Source organism: Chelativorans multitrophicus (genome assembly GCF_011317445.1).
GTDB lineage: Bacteria > Pseudomonadota > Alphaproteobacteria > Rhizobiales > Rhizobiaceae > Chelativorans > Chelativorans multitrophicus.
The window spans coordinates 664,786-684,642 of the sequence record NZ_JAAAPL010000003.1 but is presented as its reverse complement, the minus strand read 5'-3'; the positions used below and the strand labels follow the sequence as shown (position 1 = coordinate 684,642).

At 62.1% G+C, this 19,857-nt stretch carries 21 protein-coding genes; 16 read left to right on the top strand and 5 right to left on the bottom strand.

Annotated features, from left to right (window positions below):
• Window positions 1-45: 45 nt before the first annotated feature.
• From GNP00_RS17750 to pncA, 3 genes are read left to right on the top strand one after another with little or no spacing between them, the layout of a single operon-like run.
• Window positions 46-342, top strand: a complete 297-nt coding sequence (locus tag GNP00_RS17750; RefSeq protein ID WP_011582518.1) for a YciI-like protein — start codon at window positions 46-48, stop codon at window positions 340-342.
• The gene (locus GNP00_RS17745) at window positions 342-767 is read left to right on the top strand and encodes an EVE domain-containing protein (protein ID WP_011582519.1); all 426 of its coding nucleotides are present in this window, start codon (window positions 342-344) and stop codon (window positions 765-767) included. Before GNP00_RS17750 ends, GNP00_RS17745 begins: the two co-directional genes overlap by 1 nt.
• 44 nt (window positions 768-811) lie before the next feature.
• Window positions 812-1,411: a bifunctional nicotinamidase/pyrazinamidase gene (gene pncA, locus GNP00_RS17740; protein WP_041545621.1), complete on the top strand. Its 600-nt coding sequence runs from the start codon at window positions 812-814 to the stop codon at window positions 1,409-1,411.
• 91 nt (window positions 1,412-1,502) lie between these two features.
• On the opposite strand, the gene GNP00_RS17735 is transcribed toward pncA, so the two are convergent.
• Window positions 1,503-2,180: a YggS family pyridoxal phosphate-dependent enzyme gene (locus GNP00_RS17735; protein WP_011582521.1), complete on the bottom strand. Its 678-nt coding sequence runs from the start codon at window positions 2,178-2,180 to the stop codon at window positions 1,503-1,505.
• Window positions 2,181-2,308: 128 nt separating this feature from the next.
• Between GNP00_RS17735 and leuS the strand changes: the two genes are divergently transcribed.
• From leuS to GNP00_RS17720, 3 genes are all read left to right on the top strand, one after another.
• Window positions 2,309-4,924: a leucine--tRNA ligase gene (gene leuS, locus GNP00_RS17730; protein ID WP_011582522.1), complete on the top strand. Its 2,616-nt coding sequence runs from the start codon at window positions 2,309-2,311 to the stop codon at window positions 4,922-4,924.
• 15 nt (window positions 4,925-4,939) lie between these two features.
• Window positions 4,940-5,476, top strand: coding sequence for an LPS assembly lipoprotein LptE (locus GNP00_RS17725; protein WP_011582523.1), 537 nt, complete (start codon window positions 4,940-4,942; stop codon window positions 5,474-5,476).
• Between the two features lie 134 nt (window positions 5,477-5,610).
• The gene (locus tag GNP00_RS17720; RefSeq protein ID WP_011582524.1) at window positions 5,611-6,525 is read left to right on the top strand and encodes a GNAT family N-acetyltransferase; all 915 of its coding nucleotides are present in this window, start codon (window positions 5,611-5,613) and stop codon (window positions 6,523-6,525) included.
• 84 nt (window positions 6,526-6,609) lie between these two features.
• On the opposite strand, the gene fsa is transcribed toward GNP00_RS17720, so the two are convergent.
• Window positions 6,610-7,263 carry a fructose-6-phosphate aldolase gene (gene fsa / locus GNP00_RS17715; RefSeq protein WP_011582525.1) on the bottom strand — a complete coding sequence of 218 codons (654 nt, stop codon included), beginning with the start codon at window positions 7,261-7,263 and terminating at the stop codon, window positions 6,610-6,612.
• A gap of 93 nt (window positions 7,264-7,356) precedes the next feature.
• Between fsa and GNP00_RS17710 the strand changes: the two genes are divergently transcribed.
• The 10 genes from GNP00_RS17710 to GNP00_RS17665 all read left to right on the top strand — a co-directional run bounded on the left by GNP00_RS17710 (window position 7,357) and on the right by GNP00_RS17665 (window position 17,959).
• Window positions 7,357-9,537: a primosomal protein N' gene (locus GNP00_RS17710; RefSeq protein ID WP_011582526.1), complete on the top strand. Its 2,181-nt coding sequence runs from the start codon at window positions 7,357-7,359 to the stop codon at window positions 9,535-9,537.
• Window positions 9,538-9,627: 90 nt separating this feature from the next.
• Window positions 9,628-9,990 carry a hypothetical protein gene (locus GNP00_RS17705; RefSeq protein WP_011582527.1) on the top strand — a complete coding sequence of 121 codons (363 nt, stop codon included), beginning with the start codon at window positions 9,628-9,630 and terminating at the stop codon, window positions 9,988-9,990.
• Between the two features lie 274 nt (window positions 9,991-10,264).
• Window positions 10,265-10,807, top strand: coding sequence for a F0F1 ATP synthase subunit delta (locus GNP00_RS17700; protein WP_011582528.1), 543 nt, complete (start codon window positions 10,265-10,267; stop codon window positions 10,805-10,807).
• Window positions 10,807-12,336 carry a F0F1 ATP synthase subunit alpha gene (atpA, locus tag GNP00_RS17695; protein ID WP_011582529.1) on the top strand — a complete coding sequence of 510 codons (1,530 nt, stop codon included), beginning with the start codon at window positions 10,807-10,809 and terminating at the stop codon, window positions 12,334-12,336. Before GNP00_RS17700 ends, atpA begins: the two co-directional genes overlap by 1 nt.
• A gap of 12 nt (window positions 12,337-12,348) precedes the next feature.
• Window positions 12,349-13,221 (top strand): F0F1 ATP synthase subunit gamma, encoded by an 873-nt coding sequence (locus GNP00_RS17690; RefSeq protein WP_011582530.1) that lies wholly within the window; start codon window positions 12,349-12,351, stop codon window positions 13,219-13,221.
• A gap of 21 nt (window positions 13,222-13,242) precedes the next feature.
• Window positions 13,243-14,802 (top strand): F0F1 ATP synthase subunit beta, encoded by a 1,560-nt coding sequence (gene atpD / locus GNP00_RS17685; protein WP_011582531.1) that lies wholly within the window; start codon window positions 13,243-13,245, stop codon window positions 14,800-14,802.
• Between the two features lie 98 nt (window positions 14,803-14,900).
• Window positions 14,901-15,308: a F0F1 ATP synthase subunit epsilon gene (locus GNP00_RS17680; RefSeq protein WP_011582532.1), complete on the top strand. Its 408-nt coding sequence runs from the start codon at window positions 14,901-14,903 to the stop codon at window positions 15,306-15,308.
• Between the two features lie 276 nt (window positions 15,309-15,584).
• Window positions 15,585-16,106, top strand: coding sequence for a superoxide dismutase family protein (locus tag GNP00_RS17675; protein ID WP_011582533.1), 522 nt, complete (start codon window positions 15,585-15,587; stop codon window positions 16,104-16,106).
• Between the two features lie 137 nt (window positions 16,107-16,243).
• Entirely contained in the window at window positions 16,244-16,705 is a 462-nt protein-coding gene (locus GNP00_RS17670) for a MarR family transcriptional regulator (RefSeq protein ID WP_011582534.1), read from the top strand.
• Window positions 16,706-17,959 carry a multidrug effflux MFS transporter gene (locus tag GNP00_RS17665; RefSeq protein ID WP_011582535.1) on the top strand — a complete coding sequence of 418 codons (1,254 nt, stop codon included), beginning with the start codon at window positions 16,706-16,708 and terminating at the stop codon, window positions 17,957-17,959.
• Here the strand turns inward: GNP00_RS17665 and GNP00_RS17660 are convergent.
• From GNP00_RS17660 to GNP00_RS17650, 3 genes are read right to left on the bottom strand one after another with little or no spacing between them, the layout of a single operon-like run.
• On the bottom strand, window positions 17,951-18,595 hold the full coding sequence (locus GNP00_RS17660; RefSeq protein ID WP_011582536.1) for a carbonic anhydrase: 645 nt from the start codon (window positions 18,593-18,595) through the stop codon (window positions 17,951-17,953). The genes GNP00_RS17665 and GNP00_RS17660 overlap by 9 nt on opposite strands.
• A gap of 44 nt (window positions 18,596-18,639) precedes the next feature.
• The gene (gene pdxY, locus GNP00_RS17655; protein ID WP_011582537.1) at window positions 18,640-19,542 is read right to left on the bottom strand and encodes a pyridoxal kinase PdxY; all 903 of its coding nucleotides are present in this window, start codon (window positions 19,540-19,542) and stop codon (window positions 18,640-18,642) included.
• Complete coding sequence (locus GNP00_RS17650; protein WP_041545623.1) at window positions 19,539-19,790, bottom strand: hypothetical protein; 252 nt, start codon at window positions 19,788-19,790, stop codon at window positions 19,539-19,541. Before GNP00_RS17650 ends, pdxY begins: the two co-directional genes overlap by 4 nt.
• Between the last annotated feature and the right edge of the window lie 67 nt (window positions 19,791-19,857).

Sequence of the window (19,857 nt, the reverse complement as noted above, 5' to 3'; positions counted from 1 at the left end):
CGTCCTTCCCTACTCCCTATTCGCTTATATTTAGGAGAGGAACCAATGATCTTCATCATTCTTTGCAAGGATAAGCCCGGTCATCTGCAAGTCCGCATGGACACGAGGCCGGACCACGTCGCCTATCTCGATACGCTTAATGCGGAAGGCAAGCTGAAATTCGCTGGCCCGTTCCTCGACGGGGAGAATAAGCCCTGCGGCAGCATGGTCGGCATCGAGGCTGCGAGCCTCGCCGATGCCGAGGCGCTCGCACGCTCCGACCCCTATGCACTTGCCGGCCTGTTCGAATCCGTCGAGATTCGCCCGTGGAACTGGGTGTTCAACAAGCCGGAGAGTGCGTGATGGCCTATTGGCTGTTCAAGTCGGAACCCACGTCCTGGTCCTGGGAGATGCAGAAGAAGAAGGGTGCACAGGGCCAGGAATGGGATGGCGTGCGCAATTACCAGGCGCGCAACAATATGCGGGCGATGAAGGTGGGCGATCTCGGCTTCTTCTATCATTCGGTGAAGGAGACGAGCGTGGTCGGCATCGTCGAGGTCATTGCGCCCGCGCATCCAGATTCCACCACCGACGACCCGCGCTGGGAATGCGTCGATATCCGCGCGGTGCTGGACGTGCCGAAGCCGGTCTCGCTGGAAGAGATCAAGACCAATCCGAAGCTCAAGGACATGGTGCTGGTCAACAATTCACGCCTTTCCGTCCAGCCGGTCAGCAACGCGGAATGGAGGGAGATCTGCCACATGGGCGGGCTCGACAAGGCGCCTTGAGGGGATAAGTTCAGGAAGGCGCAGAGGCCACGATGGAGGCGGACATGACCAAGGAAGCGCTTATCGTCATCGACGTCCAGAACGATTTCTGCCCCGGCGGCGCGCTGGCGGTGGAGCGCGGAGATGAGGTCGTGCCTGTAGTCAATGGCCTCATCCAGCGCTTCGACCATGTGATCCTGACTCAGGACTGGCACCCCGCCGGTCACTCGAGCTTTGCGTCTTCCCAGCCCGGCAAGGCTCCGTTCGAGACGGTTCTGATGCCCTATGGCGAGCAGACGCTCTGGCCCGACCATTGCGTGCAGGGGACGAGCGGGGCCGATTTCCATCCCGGACTGGAATGGACCAAGGCGGAACTCGTCATCCGCAAGGGCTTCCGCAGTGCGATCGACAGCTACTCTGCCTTCTTCGAGAACGATCACGAGACGCCGACGGGACTTTCCGGCTATCTGCGTGAACGCGGTATCGGAAAAGTGACGCTGGCCGGGCTCGCCACGGATTTCTGCGTCGCCTATTCGGCACTCGATGCGCGGCGACAGGGATTCGAAGCGACGGTCATCCTGGAAGCTTGCCGCGCGATTGATCTTGGCGGCTCGCTTGCGGTCATGACGGAGCGAATGAAAGCAGCCGGGGTGGAACTGGTTTGAGGCGCTTGGGGTTGATCGCTGGCGCGTGGGAGCCTGAACCACAGCGAAGCGCAGCGGCGATAACCACGACACAGCCGCCTGGCCGCTTGATTCAACCCGCGGAATAAGCCCGGCTGCCGAAGATCGCCGAGCCCACGCGAATGCTGGTCGCCCCGAAGGCGATAGCGGTCTCAAAGTCCCCGGACATGCCCATCGAGAGTTTCTCCACGCCGGCCTCGCGCGCCAGCTTCTCGAGCAGAGCGAAATGAGGACCGGGGTTTTCGTCCAGGGGCGGGATGCACATCAGCCCCTCGATCTCAAGCCCATGGACTTCGCGGCAACGCGCCACAAAGGCTGCGGTCTCGCGCGGGTCGATGCCCGCTTTCTGTGGTTCGAGACCCGTATTGACCTGGACATAGAGCCGAAGGCGGCGGCCCTGCTTTTCCATCTCGGCAGCGAGCGCGGCGGCGATCTTTTCCCGGTCCACTGTCTCGATCACGTCGAAAAGCGCCACTGCCTCCTTCGCCTTGTTGGACTGGAGCGGCCCGATCAGATGAAGTTCTATATCGGGAAAGGCTTCCTTGAGCCCCGGCCATTTGCCCTGCGCTTCCTGCACGCGGTTTTCGCCGAAGACCCGCTGGCCCGCCTCGATCACGGGAAGGATTTCGTCGGCCGCAAAGGTTTTCGAGACGGCGACGAGAGCGACGTCTTTGGACGCACGGCCCGCCTCGCGGACGGCTTGGACCATCCGGTCCCTGACCTTAGATAAGTTTTGAGCGGCCTCATTCATGAGCTGGGCGAAATCCTCTGAACGCTTTCCATGCCGGCGTAAATCGCAGGTCACGGAGTTGACGCTCGTCACAAACCGTGGTGAAGGTCCGCCGGAAATTTCTTGTTCTTTTATGTGAAAAACTGGGCATGGCAACCGAACGTTACAATCCACGCACATCCGAGCCCCGCTGGCAGAAGGCGTGGGAGGAAGCGCGCCTTTTCGAAACGAAGAATGACGACGGGCGGCCTACCTACTACGTGCTCGAGATGTTCCCCTATCCGTCGGGACGCATCCATATCGGCCATACCCGCAACTACACGATGGGCGATGTGGTTGCCCGCTACAAGCGCGCCAAGGGCTATAACGTACTTCACCCCATGGGGTGGGATGCCTTCGGCATGCCGGCCGAGAATGCAGCCATCCAGAACAAGATCCATCCCAAGGAATGGACCTACGATAATATCGCCACCATGCGCTCGCAGCTCAAGATGATGGGCCTGTCGCTTGACTGGGCGCGCGAGTTCGCCACCTGCGATGTGGATTATTACCACCGCCAGCAAATGCTCTTCATCGACTTCTATAAGAAGGGGCTGGTGAGGCGGAAGACCTCCAAGGTGAACTGGGATCCGGTGGAACAGACCGTGCTTGCCAACGAGCAAGTGATCGACGGCCGCGGCTGGCGCTCCGGCGCGCTGGTGGAACAGCGCGAGCTGGCGCAATGGTTCTTCAAGATCACCGATTACGCCGAGGACTTGCTTTCCGCCATCGATGGGTTGGACGACTGGCCGGAAAAGGTGCGCCTTATGCAGCGCAACTGGATCGGCCGCTCCGAGGGCCTGTCGATCCGCTGGGCGCTGGCGGAGGACACCGCACCTGCGGGCGTGGGGGAGCTTGAGGTCTACACAACCCGGCCGGACACCATCTTTGGCGCCTCCTTCTTGGCAGTCGCGCCGGATCACCCGCTCGCCAGGAAGGCAGCGGAAGGCAATCCCGCGCTTGCCACCTTCATTGAAGAATGCCGGCACATGGGAACCTCGGTTGCCGCCCTGGAGACGGCTGAGAAGAAGGGCTTCGACACGGGTATCCGCGTGAAGCATCCTTTCGATGCCGAGTGGACGCTGCCGGTCTATGTGGCCAATTTCGTGCTGATGGAATACGGCACGGGCGCCATTTTCGGCTGTCCCTCAGGCGACCAGCGCGACTTTGATTTCGCAAACAAATACGGCCTGCCGGTGATCCCGGTCGTGATGCCCGAAGGAGCGGACGCGGCCACATTCGAAATCACGGCGGAGCCCTATGTGGACGACGGCGTGATGCTCAACTCGCGCTTCCTGGACGGCATGAGCAACAAGGAAGCCTTCGAGGAGGTGGCGAGCAGGCTGGAGAAGGAGACGCTGGACGGCAAGCCCGTGGCGAAACGCAAGGTGAATTTCCGCCTGCGCGACTGGGGCGTTTCGCGCCAGCGCTATTGGGGCTGCCCCATTCCCATGATCCATTGCGACACCTGTGGCGTTGTGCCGGTGCCGAAGGAAGAACTGCCGGTGAAGCTACCGGACGACGTGGATTTCGACCGGCCGGGCAATCCGCTCGACCGCCATCCCACCTGGCGGCACGTGAAATGCCCGCAATGCGGGGCCGACGCGCGGCGCGAGACGGACACGATGGACACCTTCGTCGATTCGTCCTGGTATTTCGCGCGCTTCACATCGCCGCATGCGGATTCTCCGGTAGAAAAGGACGTGGTGAACCGCTGGCTTCCGGTGGACCAATATATAGGCGGCATTGAGCATGCGATTCTGCACCTGCTCTATTCGCGTTTCTTCACACGCGCCATGCGCGACACCGGGCATCTGGATCTCGCGGAGCCGTTCAAGGGCCTGTTCACGCAAGGCATGGTGGTGCACGAGACCTATCGCGCCGAAGACGGGCGCTGGCTGACGCCTGCCGAGGTGAGAATCGAAGGGTCTGCCGGTGAGCGCAGGGCCTTCGAGATCGCGACCGGCAAAGAGGTTGCGATCGGCCCGCTCGAAAAGATGTCGAAGTCGAAGAAGAATACGGTGAGCCCCGAGGATATCACCGAATCCTTCGGCGCCGACACGGCGCGTTGGTTCATGCTGTCCGATTCGCCGCCCGAGCGCGATGTCGAGTGGACGGACGACGGGGCCGCCGGCGCGCACCGCTTCGTGCAACGCGCCTGGCGGCTGATAACGGAGGCGGCGCCCGCTATCGGCGATATCACGCCCAAAGCTGCCCGCGACGGTGACGCGGCAGCCATTTCCAAGCCGGCGCATAAGGCGCTTAAGGCAGTGGGCGAGGACATCGAGCGGCTGGCATTCAACCGCGCCATTGCCCGTATCCACGAATTGGTCAACGACCTGCAAGGGCCATTCGCCGGCCTGGACAAGGCCGATGAAGAGACGCGTGCGGCCGCCCGTGAGGCCACGGAAATCCTGATACACCTGATCGCGCCCTTTATGCCGCATCTGGCAGAAGAATGCTGGGCGGCGATTGGCGGCAAGGACCTTGTCGCAGCGAGCCGCTGGCCGGATTTCGATCCGGAACTGGTGCTGGACAACCTGATCGTGCTGCCCGTCCAGATCAACGGCAAGAAGCGGGGGGATTTGACAATCGCCCGTGAGGCGGATCAAGCTGCGGTTGAAAAGGCGGTTCTGGAACTGGATTTTGTGCAGAAGGCGCTTAACGGCGCCCCTCCGCGCAAGGTAATTGTGGTTTCCCAGCGAATCGTCAATGTTGTTGCCTGAGCGGAGGCCAGGTTTGTGAGATTGACGATACGCGCTTTTCCAGTGGCGGCTGCCGCCCTGATGCTTTTGATGGCTGGGGGCTGTACCGTTCAGCCGCTGCTTTCCACGCAGCAGGATGTGTCAGGCCAGCAGACCCTTGCCGATCTTTCCGCTGTTTCAGTCGATCCCGTAGACACCCGCCAAGCGCTGGAGGTCCGCAATCATCTGCTCTTCCTGTTGCATGGAAGCGCGCGGCCCACGGCTGAAAGATACAAGCTCAATTTTTCAGTGTCGAGTGCGGTTACATCCGCCGCGACTGTCCAAATAGCCAATCAAAACGAGCCGACGGCCGGCACGGTAAGCCTCAGTGCAACCTATCGCCTGAGCGATGCCGGCACCGGCAAGACGCTCGCCCAGGGCACCCGCCAGGTCATGTCGGCCTTCGACCGGTCGCGCCAGGAATTTGCGGTGCTGCGCGCCGTGCGTGATGCTGAAGACCGGGCAGCCCGCGAGTTGGCGGAGCTTCTCCGCATGGCGATTGCTCAGGATATGGTACGTCTCAATCTGCGCTGAGGGGTTGTGATATGATGCCGTTGCAAGACGTCAAGCGCCCGGGGAGGAACAAAGTTCAGCGTCGCATCTTGTGTAAGCCTGTCATTGCGGCGTCATAGATTTCGGTGAAACAACCCCAACGGAGTGCTTCGCCCATGGCCTTTCATACGACGCTGATGTCGGTTGCCGGAGTGGTCGGAAGTCGCATTCTGAAGCGACCGGTATCGTCGGCGGAAGCGTCCCCGCATATCGTGGATCAGCTGATCGACGAGCGGACGACTCACCTTTCGAAGCATCCGTTATGGCCGCTCGCGCGGCCTTTGATCTATCGCTATTTCCACTACCAGCAGGCCGTCGCCCTGGCGGACGAAATCGCCGAGCTATCCGGCTGGGAGGCAATGGCATATCTCAGTGCCCTGCTCTCGCTTAACGTGACTGCCAGGGGCGCGGAGCGCATTCCGGCCAAGGGGGCTTTCATCCTGGCGCCGACGCATCCGACGGGGATTGCCGACGGCATCGCGATCTTCGACCTGTTGAAGAAGATGCGCCCGGACATGGCCGTGTTCGCAAACCGCGACGCGTTGCGGGTCAATCCGCGCTTCCGCGATTTGATCATTCCAGTTGAGTGGCGCCCCAACGAGAAGTCGCACGCGAAAAGCCGAGACACGCTGGAAATGACGGCAAAAGCCTTTGCGGAAGACAGAGCGATTATACTCTTCCCCTCGGGCCGAATTGCCTACTGGCACGAGGACAGGCTGACCGAGCGGCCCTGGCAGCCTTCGGTCGTGGCGCTCGCAAGACGTTATGAAGCTCCGATTATCCCGGTCAACATGACGGCCCGGAACTCGGGCCTCTTTTATCTTTTGTCGAAATACTCAACCGAACTGCGCGACATGACCCTGTTCCACGAGCTTCTGAACAAGAAGGGTCGCAGTTTCGAAATGATCGTCGGGAAACCGATCCCGCCCGCCATGCTGAATGGCGGGGAGCCGACCGAGGTCGCCTCGAAGCTTCAGCACCACACGGTAACAATGCTGGCCGAGAACCCCGACGCGGAATTTGGTGGCTAGAGCCGTTCATCTTCAAATGGAATCATTTACAGATGAACGGCTCTAGTTCACCCTCACTTGTGGGGAGGGTGAATCGCCTCATCTTCAGCCGATTTTCTGGCCGGTCTTGGCCCAATCCGCCAGGAACGCTTCGAGTCCCTTGTCGGTGAGCGGGTGCTTCACGAGCGATTTCAGCACCGCTGGCGGAACGGTAGCGACATCGGCGCCGATGATAGCCGCCTGCTTGACATGATTGACCGAGCGAATCGATGCGGCGAGAATTTCCGTATCGAAATCGTAATTGTCGTAAATTGTGCGGATCTCCGCGATCAGTTCCATGCCGTCGATGCCCATGTCGTCGATCCGGCCGATAAAGGGCGAGATGAACGTAGCGCCGGCCTTGGCCGCAAGCAGCGCCTGATTGGCGGAGAAGCAGAGGGTGACATTCACCATCCGGCCGCTGGAGGTGAGCGCCTTGCAGGCCTTGAGCCCGTCCATCGTCAGCGGCACTTTGATGGCAATGTTATCGGCAATCTTTGAAAGAATGTCTGCTTCGCGCATCATTTCCTTGAAATCGACCGCGGTGACCTCCGCCGACACCGGTCCGTCGACGATCTCGCAGATTTCCCTCGTGACCTCGAGAATAGGCCGGCCCGACTTCATGATGAGCGAGGGGTTCGTCGTCACCCCGTCCAGAAGCCCTGTTTCGCTCAGTTCGCGGATTTCGTTCACATCGGCGGTGTCGACGAAAAACTTCATGGTTCTCTCCTTCGCGGGCGCCTGTCGGCCATTTTCCGCTCCAATTTAAGCTCGGCCTTGCTCTAATCCAAGAAAAGGGCAAGGTCACGCTCAATGAGAGAAGATTCGAACACGAGGCGCGTGATTCCCGTCATGGTCCCCATGCCGGCGAATCGGCCTTACTCCTATGCGGTGCCGGACGGTATGCGCGTTGAGCCCGGCTCGATCCTTCGCGTGCCGCTGGGCCCGCGCGAAGTGGCGGGCGTTGCTTGGGACGGCGATGGCGAGCCGGTGGAATCGAGGAAGCTGAGGGAAATCGCGCAGGTATTCGAATGCCCGCCCCTGCAGGCGCAGATGCGCCGTTTTATCGAATGGGTGGCTGCCTACACGCTCTCCCCGCCCGGCCTCGTGGCGCGGATGGCCCTGCGGGCGCCTGCCGCCTTTGATCCGGAACCTCTTGTGGAAGGGCTGCGGCTTACAGCCATTCGGCCTGACCGGATGACGGCAGCGCGCGAACGCGTTCTTCATTACGCCGCCGATGGCCAGGCCTGGACGCGCTCCGGCCTTGCCCATGCGGCCGGCGTGTCGAGCACTGTGGTCGACGGGCTGCTTGCACAGGGCGTTTTCGAGCGCGTCGAGCTTCCCCCTCAGCCGCTCGTTCCCCTGCCCGACACGGAGTTCAGCCGGCCGGAATTCATGCCGGACCAGAAGCTCGCCGCCGAGCGCCTGCGCGAGAAGGCCGGTGCAAATGCGTTCAGCGTCACTCTGCTGGACGGAGTGACCGGCTCCGGCAAGACGGAGGTCTATTTCGAGGCAGTCGCCGCCGCGCTTGATCGCGGCAAGCAGGTGCTCATCCTGTTGCCGGAAATCGCGCTCACCCAAGCTTTTCTCGACCGCTTCCACGACCGCTTCGGCGCCAAGCCGGCAGAGTGGCATTCGGATCTGGCGCCCAGGAAGCGCGAGCGGGTCTGGCGCCAGGTGGCGGAGGGGCAGGTACGCGTTGTGGCCGGCGCGCGCTCGGCGCTCTTTCTGCCGTTCCGCGATCTCGGCCTGATCGTGGTCGATGAGGAGCATGATCCGGCCTACAAGCAGGAAGACCGTGTTTTCTACAACGCCCGCGATATGAGCGTGGTGCGCGGGCGATTGGGGAACTTTCCCGTCGTGCTCGCCTCCGCCACGCCATCGCTCGAGAGCCGCGTCAATGCGGACCAGGGACGTTACGAGCGCATCGTACTTTCCGCCCGTTTCGCCGATGCGGCGATGCCCGAGCTGCGCGCGATCGACATGCGCCGCTCTCCGCCCGAGCGCGGCGGCTTTCTTTCGCCGGTTCTGATCGAGGCGATCGGCCGCACAATCGAGCGCAGGGAGCAGGCCCTCCTCTTCCTTAACCGCCGGGGCTATGCCCCACTTACGCTTTGCCGCGTTTGCGGCCACAGGTTCCAGTGCCCCAACTGCTCAAGCTGGCTGGTCGAGCACCGCTTCCGGCGCCAGCTCCTCTGCCACCACTGCGGCCATAACGAACCTTCGCCTGAGGCTTGCCCCGAATGCGGCACGCTCGACCACCTCGTGCCCTGCGGTCCTGGCGTGGAGCGCATAGCGGAAGAGGTCGACCGGCATTTCCCCGAAGCGCGCACGATCGTCCTCTCCTCGGATCTTATGGGCGTCAAGCGGTTGCGGCTGGAACTGGAGGCGATTGCGGCGGGGGAGGCTGACATCGTCGTCGGCACACAGCTTGTCGCCAAGGGACACAACTTCCCCTCGATGACGCTGGTCGGCGTGGTCGATGCCGATCTCGGCCTTGCCAATGGCGACCCGCGCGCCGCCGAGCGCACTTTCCAGCTCCTGTCCCAGGTGACCGGCCGGGCCGGGCGATCCGGCAAGAAGAGCACGGGCCTCCTGCAGACCTACCAACCGGAACACCCTGTCATGCGGGCGCTCATTTCCGGCGATGCGGAAACCTTTTACGAGCGGGAGATCGCGGAACGGGAGCGCGCGGGCCTGCCGCCATTTGGGCGGCTGGCCTCCATCATTGTCAGCGCGGCTACAAGGCAGGAAGCGGAGGGTTACGCCCGCGCGCTCCGCCGCGCCGCCCCCGCCGCAACTGAGATCGATATTTTCGGTCCGGCTGAAGCGCCGCTGGCGCTTGTCGCGGGCCGCCACAGGTTCCGCCTGCTCGTGCAGGGCACACGCCGCGCGGACATCCAGACCTATTTTAAGCGCCTCTTGGAAAGAGCCGAAAAGCCGCGCGGCTCCGTGCGCGTGCAGGTCGATATCGACCCGCAAAGCTTCCTCTGAGCGGGAGGTCAGCGATTTCCCCGGAACCTCCTGCACCGCGGTCTTCGAATCGGCTATAGCGCTGGACGACTCGTCGACAGGAGTGACGATATGGATTTCGTGTTTCCCTGGCCCTATAGCCTCGGCGAGTGGCTGGCCTGGACGGGCGCAGTGCTCACGGTGCTTTTGGGCCTCCTGCACCTGATTGCGCCGGGGATTGCCGGTGTCGCTCCTTCCGCGCACAGCGCTCGCGCCTTGGGAGGCTTTTATGCCGGGATCGGGCTTTCGGCCATAGTTTTCGCCCAGCCACTGATATACCTTGCAATGGGCATAGGCTGGGCGCTGGCGGCGCTGGGGCAACTTCTCTCACTGGTGTTCGACAAGGGCAGCGTCGCGGGCAAACTGATATGGCTTGCCGCAACACTTCTTATGGCCGCATTGCCGCTGGCCTTTGTGCTCGGTCTTGTCGACTGAGCGGGAACGGCGCGTTCGCAGGACAAGCGGGCCGGATCGGGCCCACATGCGACAAAAAGGGGCGTAAATCCTTGAGCCTCGCTGTGTTGCGAGTCCCGTAAGCCTGTGCTAGACGGCATTCCGGCTTTCGGCCGGGGGGATGGCTGCGCTCCTACTCCCCGCGTTGAACTTATCAACAAGGTCAGAGATTTAGCCCGAGTCATCGGCTTTTGCCAAATCTCGCGACCTCCAAGCTTGTGAGAAGAGACCTGATCCCGTGGCACAATCTGGCTCGATGATCTCCGGGGTAGCTGGGCGTTATGCACGCTCGCTGTTCGAATTGGCGCAGGAAACAGGCGCCGTCTCGGTTGTGGAAGGAGATCTCGTCCGATTCGAGGAGATGCTCGAAGGCAGCGAAGATCTCAAGCGCCTGATCAAAAGCCCGGTTTTTTCCGCCGATGAGCAGTTGAAGGCTCTCGGCGCGGTGCTCGACCGCGCTCGGATCAGCGGCCTTGTCGGTAATTTCCTGCGCTTGGTCGCGCGCAACCGCCGGCTCTTCGCGGTGCCGCAAATGATCCGGGCCTTCCGCGAAATTGCTGCGGAGGCACGCGGCGAAACCGCCGCTGAGGTCACCTCTGCTCACGCGCTTTCGGCAGAACAGGAGCGCGAGCTCAAGGCTGCACTGAAATCTGTTGTCGGGAAGGATGTGACGGTGAAGGTCACGGTCGATCCGTCCCTCCTCGCAGGCCTGATCGTCAAGGTCGGCTCGCGCCAGATCGATACGTCACTCAAGACTAAACTCAATTCGCTCAAGCTTGCACTGAAAGAGGTCGGCTGATGGACATCCGCGCTGCGGAAATTTCCGCAATTCTCAAGGACCAGATCAAGAATTTCGGCAAGGAAGCCGAAGTCTCAGAAGTCGGCCAGGTGCTTTCCGTCGGTGACGGTATCGCCCGCGTCTACGGTCTGGACAACGTCCAGGCCGGTGAGATGGTCGAGTTCCCCGGCGGCATCCGCGGTATGGCGCTGAATCTCGAGGTTGACAATGTCGGCGTCGTGATTTTCGGCGCTGACCGCGACATCAAGGAAGGCGACACGGTGAAGCGCACGGGCGCCATCGTGGAAGTGCCGGTCGGTCCCGGCCTTCTCGGCCGCGTGGTCGACGCGCTGGGCAATCCGATCGATGGGAAGGGCCCGATTCAGGCCACCGAGCGCCGCCGCGTCGACGTGAAGGCGCCGGGCATCATTCCGCGCAAATCGGTGCATGAGCCGATGTCGACCGGCCTCAAGGCGATCGATGCGCTGATCCCCATCGGCCGCGGCCAGCGCGAGCTGATCATCGGCGACCGCCAGACCGGCAAGACCGCCATCATTCTCGACACCTTCCTGAACCAGAAGCCGCTCAACGATGGCGACGACGAGAGCCAGAAGCTTTACTGCATCTATGTCGCCGTCGGTCAGAAGCGCTCCACGGTGGCGCAGTTCGTCAAGGTGCTGGAGGAGCGCGGCGCGCTTGAATATTCCATCGTGGTCGCCGCCACGGCATCCGACCCGGCGCCGATGCAGTTCCTGGCGCCGTTCGCCGGCTGCGCCATGGGCGAATATTTCCGCGACAACGGCAAGCATGCCGTGATCGCCTATGACGACCTGTCGAAGCAGGCTGTCGCCTACAGGCAGATGTCGCTGCTGCTGCGCCGTCCGCCCGGCCGCGAAGCCTATCCGGGTGACGTGTTCTACCTTCACTCGCGCCTTCTTGAGCGCGCGGCGAAGATGAACGACGACAACGGCTCCGGCTCGCTAACCGCGCTGCCCGTCATCGAGACACAGGCCAACGACGTGTCGGCCTACATCCCGACCAACGTGATCTCGATCACCGACGGCCAGATCTTCCTGGAGACCAACCTGTTCTTCCAAGGCGTTCGCCCGGCGGTGAACGTGGGCCTCTCGGTGTCGCGCGTTGGTTCGGCGGCCCAGGTCAAGGCCATGAAGCAGGTTGCCGGCTCGATCAAGGGCGAACTGGCCCAGTATCGCGAAATGGCGGCCTTCGCCCAGTTCGGCTCGGATCTCGACGCAGCCACGCAGCGCTTGCTTAACCGCGGTGCGCGCCTGACTGAACTGCTCAAGCAGCCGCAGTTCTCTCCGCTGAAGACGGAAGAGCAGGTTGTGGTGATCTTCGCCGGCGTGAACGGCTATCTCGACGCGCTGGCGCTCAGGGATGTGGGGCGCTTCGAGCAGGGCCTGCTGACCCATATGCGCAGCGAGGGCAAAGAGATTCTCGACGCGATCCGTGTGGAGAAGGCTCTGTCGGACGACCTTCGCGCCAAGCTCAAGGCCGAGATCGACGCTTACGCCAAGAACTTCAGCTAAGGTTGAGCGCTCATGCCTTCGCTGAAAGACCTTCGCAACCGGATCGCCTCCGTTAAGGCGACGCAGAAAATCACCAAGGCGATGCAGATGGTCGCCGCGGCGAAGCTGCGTCGCGCCCAGGAGGCAGCGGAAGCGGCGCGCCCCTATGCGGAACGCATGGACGCGGTGCTTGCCAATGTGTCTGCATCCATTTCCGGAGCCGACGCGCCGCCGCTGATGGCCGGCACCGGCAAGGATGACGTGCATCTGGTCGTTGTCTGCACAGCCGACCGTGGCCTGGCCGGAAGCTTCAACAGCCAGATCGCAAGGCTGGCGCGCGAGCATATCCGCAAGCTTCAGGCCAACGGCAGGCAGGTGAAGATCATTACCGTCGGTAAGAAGGGTTATGATCTGCTGCGGCGCGATTTCGGCAAGCTTGTGATCGACCGGATCGAGCTGCGCGAGGTCAAGCAGATCGGTTTCGCGAATGCCGACGCGATCGCAAAAAAGGTCATCGGGCTTTTCGAGGCCGGCGAGTTCGACGTCTGCACCCTGATCTATTCGCGCTTCAAGTCGGTCATCAGCCAGATTCCGACGGAGCAGCAGATCATTCCGGCTGCCGTTCCGCAGGCGGAGGGTGAGAGCACTGGCGCCATCTATGAATATGAGCCGGATGCCGGTGCAATTCTTGCAGATCTCATTCCGCGCAACATCGCGGTGCAGATCTTCCGGGCGCTGCTCGAAAATGCTGCGGGCGAAATGGGCGCCAAGATGACCGCCATGGACAACGCGACGCGCAATGCGGGCGAGATGATCAACAAGCTGACGATCACCTACAACCGCCAGCGCCAGGCGCAGATCACCAAAGAACTGATCGAAATCATTTCGGGCGCGGAAGCGCTCTAACGGACCGAAGAGGTAGTAACAATGGCTAAAGCAGCGACCCCCAAGAGGGCCCCGGCACGAGCGGCCGCCATCCCGGCGGCGGCCACGCCAGCCGCAAAACCCGCGAAGCGCGCCTCCACCCGTTCGGCCGCGGCGAGGTCGCCGATTGCCGCCGCCACCGCTTCCGGCAAGATCGGCAGCGTCCGCCAAGTGATCGGCGCCGTTGTCGACGTCCAGTTCCAGGAGAACCTGCCGGCGATCCTGAACGCACTGGAGACCGATAACCAGGGCAACCGCTTGGTCCTCGAGGTGGCTCAGCACCTCGGTGAAAATACCGTGCGCTGCATCGCCATGGATTCCACCGACGGCTTGGTCCGCGGACAGGAAGTGCGCGACACCGGCGCCCCCATCTCCGTGCCGGTGGGCCCGGAGATGCTCGGCCGCATCATCAATGTCATCGGCGAGCCGGTGGACGAGGCCGGCCCGATCACGGCCACCGAGTTCCGCGGCATTCACCAGCCCGCGCCCGAATATGTAGAGCAGTCGACCGAAGCGCAGATCCTGGTAACGGGCATCAAGGTTCTCGATCTTCTTGCTCCCTATGCAAGGGGCGGCAAGATCGGCCTCTTCGGCGGCGCCGGCGTGGGCAAGACCGTGCTCATCCAGGAGCTGATCAACAACGTCGCGAAAGCCCACGGCGGCTACTCCGTGTTCGCCGGCGTCGGTGAGCGCACGCGCGAGGGCAACGACCTCTATCACGAGTTCATCGAATCGGGCGTAAACAAGAAGGGCGGCGGCGAAGGCTCCAAGGCCGCGCTCGTCTACGGGCAGATGAACGAGCCGCCCGGAGCCCGCGCCCGCGTGGGCCTCACGGGCCTCACCGTCGCTGAATATTTCCGCGACCAGGGCCAGGACGTGCTCTTCTTCGTGGACAATATCTTCCGCTTCACCCAGGCGGGTTCCGAGGTGTCGGCGCTTCTCGGCCGCATCCCCTCCGCGGTGGGATATCAGCCGACGCTCGCCACCGACATGGGCGCGCTGCAGGAGCGCATCACCACTACGACGAAGGGTTCGATCACCTCGGTGCAGGCGATCTACGTGCCGGCCGACGACCTGACCGACCCGGCGCCGGCCACGTCCTTTGCCCACCTGGACGCCACGACCGTGCTGTCGCGTGCGATCTCGGAAAAGGGCATCTACCCGGCCGTGGACCCGCTCGACTCCACCTCACGCATGCTCGACCCGCAGATCGTCGGCGAGGAGCATTACCAGGTGGCGCGCGCCGTGCAGCAGACGCTGCAGCGCTACAAGTCGCTTCAGGACATCATCGCCATTCTCGGCATGGACGAGCTTTCCGAAGAGGACAAGCTGACGGTGGCCCGCGCCCGCAAGATCGAGCGCTTCCTGTCCCAGCCATTCTTCGTGGCCGAGGTCTTCACCGGCTCGCCGGGCAAGCTCGTCGATCTTCAGGACACGATCAAGGGCTTCAAGGGCCTGGTCGAAGGCGAATACGACCATTTGCCGGAGGCCGCATTCTACATGGTGGGAACCATCGAGGACGCGATCGAAAAGGCCGAACGGCTTGCTGCGGAAGCGGCGTAAGAAGCGAATAGCGAATAGGGAGTAGCGAATAGGGGATTGGCGAACCGCAGAGTAAGAAAACGACTCGCTGTTTGCTGTTCCCTACTCGCTGATGATCCATGGCAAAAACCTTCACATTCGAGCTCGTTTCTCCCGAGAGGCTTCTTCTTTCAGAGGAAGTGGAGCAGGTCGTCATCCCCGGAACGGAAGGGGAAATGACGGTCATGGCGGAACACGCGCCGGTCATGACCGGCATAAAGCCCGGCGTCATCACGGTCGTTAGGGCCGGGTCGGAGCGAGAGCAGTTCGTTGTCTTCGGCGGCTTCGCGGACATCACACCGGACGGTTGCCGGTTGCTTGCCGAATCCGCCACGCGGGTAAAGGAACTCGACCGCGCGGACCTTGCCCGACGCATCGAGGAGGTTCGGGCGGAGGTGCAGGGCGCGAGAGACCACGAGACCCGTACAAAGGCCGAGGAATTTCTGGGTCAGCTCACCACGCTGGAAGGCGCTCTTCTGCCTGCCTGATCAGCATCAGCGCATCAAACCAAATCCTGAAGCCGGCGGAAACGCCGGCTTTTTTGTCGCCCATATTCCAGTTCCGGATGAAACAAAATTTCCGTTTCCCTGTTCACCCATTGATCCGTGCCCCGGCAACAATCGGTTAAACAGGACTTCCACACAGAGTTGACGCTGATTGAGTAGCGTCCCGCATCAGGTGTGAAATGGTTCAAGAGGCATTTTCAATGCCGGGCGTCTCGGCAACGATGCTGGACTAGCGTCTTCATATTAGGAGAGATTGCAATGCGAGTAACTGCCACGGCGACACTCATAGCCATGCTGCCACTATCCTTTGCCTACGCCCAGGATAAGCAGGCTACGGCAAACATGATGGATGCAAATGGCAAGGAGGTCGGGACGGTAATCTTCACGCAACTGCCCTCCGGCGTCGTCAACATGCTGGTGGAAATGACCGACCTGCCCCCCGGCGAGCATGGCTTCCACATTCATGAAACGGGCGACTGCAACCCGCAGGATGGCTTCAGGTCCGCAGGCGGTCACCTCGCAGGCGATTCCCAGCACGGGATCAATAGCCCGGAGGGACCGCATCCGGGCGATCTGCCAAACGTCCATGTCGGCCAGAACGGCACGCTCAAGGTCGAGTTCTTTCTCCACGACGTTTCGCTCTCCGAGAGCGACGACAATCCTCTTCTCGACGGCGACGGTTCCGCAGTCGTGCTGCACGCCCAACCGGACGACTATGAGAGCCAACCCGCAGGGAATTCTGGCGACCGCATCGCCTGCGGCGTTGTCGAATCCAATTGATAAGGGGTGGATGCGAGAGAGCTCACATAGTATGAGGTGTGGTCGAATAGGCTCGCGACGGACGTGCCAGACTTGACTTCATCGCAATAACCGTTAAACCAAATAGTAAGTAAATCTTACAATTCCCTTGGGGCCGCGTGAGCATCACGATCGACACGAACACCTTTGGTTTTCTGCTCACCGATCTCGCGCGGCTGATAAGGGCCGATCTTGACCAGCGCATCGTCGATGAAGGTATAGGCCTGACCCCGGGGGAGGCACGTACCCTGCTCCATGCGGCGCGCGCCGGCGAGGTCCGCCAGAACGTGCTTGCCGATCGCATGGGGTTGGAGGCGATGACGCTGAGCACCTACGTGGACCGGCTCGAAGACAGAGGCTTGGTTCAGCGGGTGTCCGATCCGTCCGATCGCCGCGCGAAACTTGTCCGGCTCACGCCGGCGGCCGACGAAGCGCTTCAGGCGATCATGAGGGCAACGGCGGCGGTGCGCGGGCGCGCGCGGGAGGGACTGAGCGAGGAAGAATGGGAAACGCTCAGACAGCTTCTGCAGAAGGTGCGCTTGAATTTTTCGCCGGCTGCTGAAGAAAGCGGCCGTGAATAAATGCTGAAGTCGGTGGACCGCAATCAGCCCGCTCCCCTCATGAGCGAGCGGCGCGTAAGCGTGCTCGGCGCCATGCTGGTGGCCATCGGACCGACCTCGATGGCTCTCTATACGCCGGCCATGCCGGAGATCGTCTCGGCATTCGGCACGACAGAAGCGGCGGTCAAGATGACGCTGTCGCTCTATTTTGCCGGCTTTGCGTTCGCGCAGCTTTTCTGCGGGCCCCTGTCCGACGGTTTGGGGCGAAAGCCCGTGACCACTTGCTTCATTGCCATCTATGCCTTGGCAAGCCTGATCGCCTTGTCGGCGCCCAGCGTGGAAATGCTAATGGCGGCTCGTTTCCTGCAGGGGGTGGGAGCGGCCGCTGGCATTGCAATCTCGCGCGCTGTGGTGCGCGATCTGTTCACGCACGAGCAGTCGGCTCGGATCATGAACCTGATCGGTCTGATCCTCGCCGCGGCGCCGGCACTGGCCCCAACAATCGGCGGCCTCATCATGGAGTTTTTCGGCTGGCATGCCATATTCCTGGCAATGTTCGCGCTCGGCGCGGCAATCGTCGTCGTGGTGCATTTTTTTCTGCGGGAAACCGTCACGCGTGATCTCTCACGCATCAGCCCGCGGGGACTTGCAAGTGCCTATACGACTCTGCTGCGGAGCCCCTATTTCCTTTCCTCCAGCCTGATCATAGCCGGCAGTATCGGCGCCGTGTATTCACAGGCAACCATACTGCCGTTCGTACTCATGGGCCGGGTCGGCCTTACGCCTTCGCAGTTCGGGGTGGGCATGCTAATGCAATCCGGCATGTTTTTTGCCGGCTCGCTCTGCGTCCGCTTTCTCCTGGGCCGCTTCCGCGCGCCCCAGCTCGTGCCCGCCGGTCTCTGCTTTATCGCGATTGGAAGCACGCTGCTCGCGGTTTCCCTCAACGCCGCTTCACCAACCTTCCTGCGAGTGATGGTGCCTGTCGGCTTTTTTTCCTATGGCATTGCCTTCATTATGCCGGCCATGATGACGGCCTCCCTTGCCCCATTCCCGCATATTGCGGGTGCGGCCTCTTCGCTCGCCGGCTTCATGCAGATGGGCGCGGGACTTCTGGGCGGTTCCGTTGCCGCCCTCATCGGTGATCCGGTGCTCGCAATGGGCCTTGTGATCCCGTCGATGGGCGCCATTGCCATCCTGGCATGGCTCTTTTGGCGGCGGCTGCCGGAGCCGGCAATGGCATCGGTGATAATCGAGACCAGCGAGATCTCAGCCTAGATCAGGGCGGGCGAAGTCCCCGGTATTCGGATCCATCACCCAGAGTTCGCCGCTCGATATATCGAACCAGGCGCCATGGAGAGTCAGCTTCCCTTTCTGCTCCAGAATCCGCACACAGGGAAAGCTACGCAGATTCTCGACCTGAAACCGGATAGAAATGCGCTCAAGCGCAGTCTGCCGCTCGGCGGGCGTGAGCAGTTTGTTACCCGCGACGGCCTCAGCCGCGGGAGCAACAAGGCTCATCCATCTGCCAATAAAATCGCCGGGGGAAAGCGGCTCGGCGGAAGGGTTCAGCGCAGCCCCGATACCGCCGCAGCGCCCGTGGCCCATGACCACGATGTTTTTCACCTTGAGGCTCTGCACGGCAAATTCGAGTGCCGCGGAGGTGCCGTGGTGGTACTCATCCGGCGCATAGGGCGGCACGAGATTGGCAACGTTGCGGACGACGAAGAGCTCGCCGGGGCCGGAATCGAAGATGGTCTCGGGAGCGGCGCGGGAATCGCAGCAGGCGATCACCATAGTCTCCGGCGACTGCCCCTCACGGGCCAAGGATCGATAGCGAGCACTCTCGGCGCTATAGCGCCCGGCCATGAAGTTACGATATCCGGCCAAAAGCCGTTCAGGAAGATGCACCATGCCATTGCGAATAACCGGGATTAAACGGCTGGGCAAGCGTCAGGTTAAAGGCCTCGCTCCGGAAAATTATTCCCTGGCAGCGCCAGCTTGCGAAGTTCCACCGCGGCGGCCGGCTCCGAGAGGCTCGAAGCATCCGTCTCCAGCATCAATTCGTCGGCGCCGCGTCTGCCCGCCCGAGCCAATGCTTCGAGAACCGATGCCGTTGCTCGTTGCAAAGCCTCGCCAGGCGCCAGCCCTTTCAGGAGCCAAGCCGTGTAGAGCGCGGCCATGAGGTCACCCGGCCCTTTGGTCGGATTCTCGATGGCTTGGTGCTCCGCCAGATATGCATTTTGAGGCGTAAGCAGCAGGTTAGCGATGCGATCCGGAGCGGAAGCGGGGGAGGATGTGACCAGCATTTCCGAAGGACCCGCCCTTGCCGCCGCCGCCATGGCATCCTCGAGGGTATCGAGATCACGGCCCGCGATCCAGGCAAGCTCATAGAGATTCGGCGTCGCTACATCCGCAATCGGCAGCAGCACATCCCGGATGGCAGCGGCCGTCGCCTCCGGTACGTAAAGCCCTCCCTTATCTCCCATGATGGGATCGCAGACATAGAAGGCCTTTGGATTTCTCTTCTTTACCGCGCGCACCAGTGAAGCGACGGCATCAGCCTGTGATGCCTCTCCCAGATAACCGGTGAGCACCGCCGCAACCTCCCCGAGCCATGCGGCATTTTCCAGATCGCGCATCAGAGCCGCAAAATCCGCAGCAGGCGGCACAATGCGCGTCGCCCGCCCATGGCCGGGATGCCACGGCAGAATAACGGTCGGGACGGCCCAGACCGGATGCCCAAGAGCCTCCAGCGCAAAGACGGAAGCCCGGTTGCCGACGGACCCCCTTGCCACGTGGCTCGACACGACAATAACGGCGCGCGCGCCGCCGGCATTTCTCCCAATTTCGCCCGTCATGGCCCGTTGCCCCAGAGGAGAAGAATAAGCCAGCCGATCAAGATTATGACAGCCACGAGGGCGAGCACGCGCGCAATGCGCCGGCCCCAGATCTCGGTCCAGTCTTCGCCCGCGGCATCGCGAGCAACAAAGTAATCGCGAACGCGGACGCTAGAGCGAGAGAGCGGCGACTGGCTGTCACGCTCGACGCGCTCCAGTATATGGCGGGATTCCGCCTGCCGCTCCTCATCGCTCTGCCGTTCGCTCATCCCGCTCCGTGCCGCCCGGCCGGTCATTCCCTTGTCAGGCGAATAGCACTATTCTTCCGGCCGGTCG